The sequence below is a fragment of the Kaarinaea lacus genome, assembly GCF_975902315.1.
Genome location: NZ_CDLKIE010000043.1, coordinates 1 through 2984 on the forward strand (window position 1 = coordinate 1; position 2984 = coordinate 2984).

Annotated in this window: 2 protein-coding genes; both read left to right on the forward strand. The window is 46.9% G+C overall.

Features of this window, described 5'->3' with window-relative positions:
* Positions 1–126 precede the first annotated feature (126 nt).
* Positions 127–1347: a pilus assembly PilX family protein gene (locus ACWVCM_RS00750; RefSeq protein WP_455199781.1), complete on the forward strand. Its 1221-nt coding sequence runs from the start codon at positions 127–129 to the stop codon at positions 1345–1347.
* 60 nt (positions 1348–1407) lie between these two features.
* A partial coding sequence (locus tag ACWVCM_RS00755) for a type IV pilus modification PilV family protein (protein ID WP_455199782.1) occupies positions 1408–2984 on the forward strand: 1577 nt, incomplete at its 3' end.

The following is a 2984-nucleotide window of genomic DNA, read 5'->3' on the forward strand; positions in this document are numbered from 1 at the left end:
GTAAGACAAATTGATATCACGTTAACAGGACAACTGGTGGCAGACGCCAGTGTGTCGGCCAGTTTGAATCAGTCTGTCAGAGTGAGAAATGACCTGATAAGGCAGCGTTAGGCTAAGGAGTTATCGATGCGTTCAGTAACAATTAAAAACTTCAATGCGAGTGCCAATTACCAGAAGGGTGCGGCATCCCTGGTGATGTCAATGGTAATTCTTGCCCTGATTACTTTTGTTACGATTTATACTTCGCGGTCTATTTTGACCGAACAAAAAATTGCTAACAATGATTATCGGGCCAAACAGGCGTTCGGCGCTGCAGAAGCGGGCATTGCACAGGCGGTTACGTATTTGTCTGAAGATCCTGATAGAAATCTGGACGACGCAATAGATCTTGTCTTTGATACGGACAACGATAATGTTGGCGATACTAATTCGGCAACCATAGGCGATGGCAGTGTTACGCTCACGACAACTGATTTGTCAGACGACGGTGATATGACGATCATTCGCATACAAGCGGTGGGTCTTAGTGCAGATAACACAGCCACACGCACAATTTTCCGCGATATTAGTACTCTTAATCCGTTGCCTAATATGCCGGACAATCCCATGACGGCACGTGGTTCGATGATCGTTAATGGTTCTGCAACGATATATAACCCAGAAGGTCACTCCACTATATGGAGTGGTGACAACGTGGCGTTAGGTTCCAATAACGCAACTGCGACCCAGGTAGCCGATCCCACGGATGCCGGTTACCCCACCTGTATGGACACACCTATGACGTGTAATACCATTCAGTCATCTAACAAAGTAACAGTTGGCCTGGATGTGATAGAACACGTTTCCAACCTGGCCAATCTTAGCGATGATGATTTCTTCTTTAATTTTTTCGGTATGACGAAAACCACCTACAAAGACACCATGGTTACGGTTGAAACCAATCATACTAATGCCAATGCCGATGCGCACCTGACTACAGAGGAAGTAATCTGGGTGGACGGCAGTGGTGGTACTACGGACCTTAATGGTATCACCGTGGGTTGTGTAACGGCACAAACGGGTAGTAATGTTTGCCCAAATAACCAAACCAAGCCAAGCATTTTGGTTGTCGATGGCAATGCGACATTCAGTGGTTCTCCGCAATTCTACGGTATCATCTTTGTTACCGGGACAATTTCAGTAACCGGTGGTACGTCCGTTCATGGTGCGTTGGTTACCGGCAGTACTTTGACCAGTACAACCGGTGGAGGCTTGAGTATCTGGTATAACTCGGACATTTTGCGTAGTGCACGTAAGACTGGCCGCACCGGTACATCGGCTGGCAGTTGGCGTGATTTTGAAGTTTGATAAATATTTGTACCAGGAAACTAGCATAATTATTTTAGTTCGTTCCAAGAGGTTGGTGTTATGAAGAGTACACATAGAGGAATAAGTTTGGTAGAGGTATTAGTGGCTCTGGCAGTTATGGGCACGGGCCTGATTGCTGTCGCGGCATTTCAGACCGACCTTATTTCCGGTAGTGGATCAAATAAGGCGCGAGCGGAAGCATTAGCCCTGGCACAGGAGCGTATTGAAGAATTTCAAAACTACAGTGCTGTGACGCTTGATAAAGATAATCCCGAGGCAGTAATTCCCGATGCCGAGGCGGGATTCAATACTCTCTTTACTGATACCAATAATGCGTATGTGACGGAAAACAACACAATTACCGGAAACAACGCAGTGTTTACACGCAAATACAGCATCTCCGGCGGCGCGGGGGAAGCAAAGTTTATTGAAGTAAGGGTTGAATGGACAGATCGGAACGGCGAAGCACAGTATGTTGCTCTAAATACCCAGGTAGGCTGGGAAAATCCGCGCACCGCCGGTGATATGGGATTAGAGGACGTTGAACCATTAGTTGAGTCGGCCACTGGGCGGGCGCGACTGGGCGATGGTCAATTACCCGATGGTGCAGCCACTACGCCCAACGATGATGGAACCAAACTCTATGCGGATGGTGATGAACTTAAGTTAGCGGTAGGTGACGACATTGTATTGACACTGGAAGAGGCCTGCCAGATTGACGAACAAAATGGTAGTACCTGTATAGATTTTGTGAAAATCAGGGGTGTTGTTTATATAGATACGGGCAGTACCAATAAAATACCGGGCGATGTCTATGTTAAGGCATCAGACGCTGCTTACTGTCATCGCTATTATATGTCAAACGGTAGTCCTGTTGAAGTAACAGCGAATTCAACCTCTGCGCTTTCCACAGCCAACGGTGACTACAGTTATTTTAACTATACCTGTTACCTTGGCGGTGGTTGGCATGGCAACATCGGTATTTTGCTGAATGGTGGATTGCAACAAACAGACAAAATTTGTATGGGCGATCCTACCACCGATGAGCCGGATGATGATCCTGTCATCAATGGACGGCGCATCTATCGCGGAATGATCTATAAAACTGATGCCAATGGTAATCCGATTACCGATCCTGATACCGGCACCATCTATTATTCCAAAGGTATCGGTGATTCAGTAGAACTACCAGCACCCAATTCGGGGGAAGCGACCCATGATTTTGTCGTAGCCAGTATGGCAACTACTGCAACAGAAGGTAGCAATTGTATTACGGCGGGTCCTATGGTGCGCACTGATGCTAACGTGAACGGTACAGCGGGTGACCTGTTTGCGGGTAATCCCACCGAATTTTACTGTTTGAATGAAAATTTATCATACCTGGATAGTTATTCCAGTCCCTATGCGGCTAATGTTGGCTGTCCGTACGATCCCAGTGATCCACCCGTTGCCCACCACGTGGTTACGGGTACGGTTGTTGTAGCAGCCGATTCCAGCATGGCGTCTTACGTCAGTCTCATGGGCGTGGAAACTTCCGATGGAGACTATAACTGTACTCTGGGAACTAAAACATTTTCTTCAGATACCTATAGTATTCCCTATACTTGTGATATTTATGACTGGGGCTATGGCTGGAC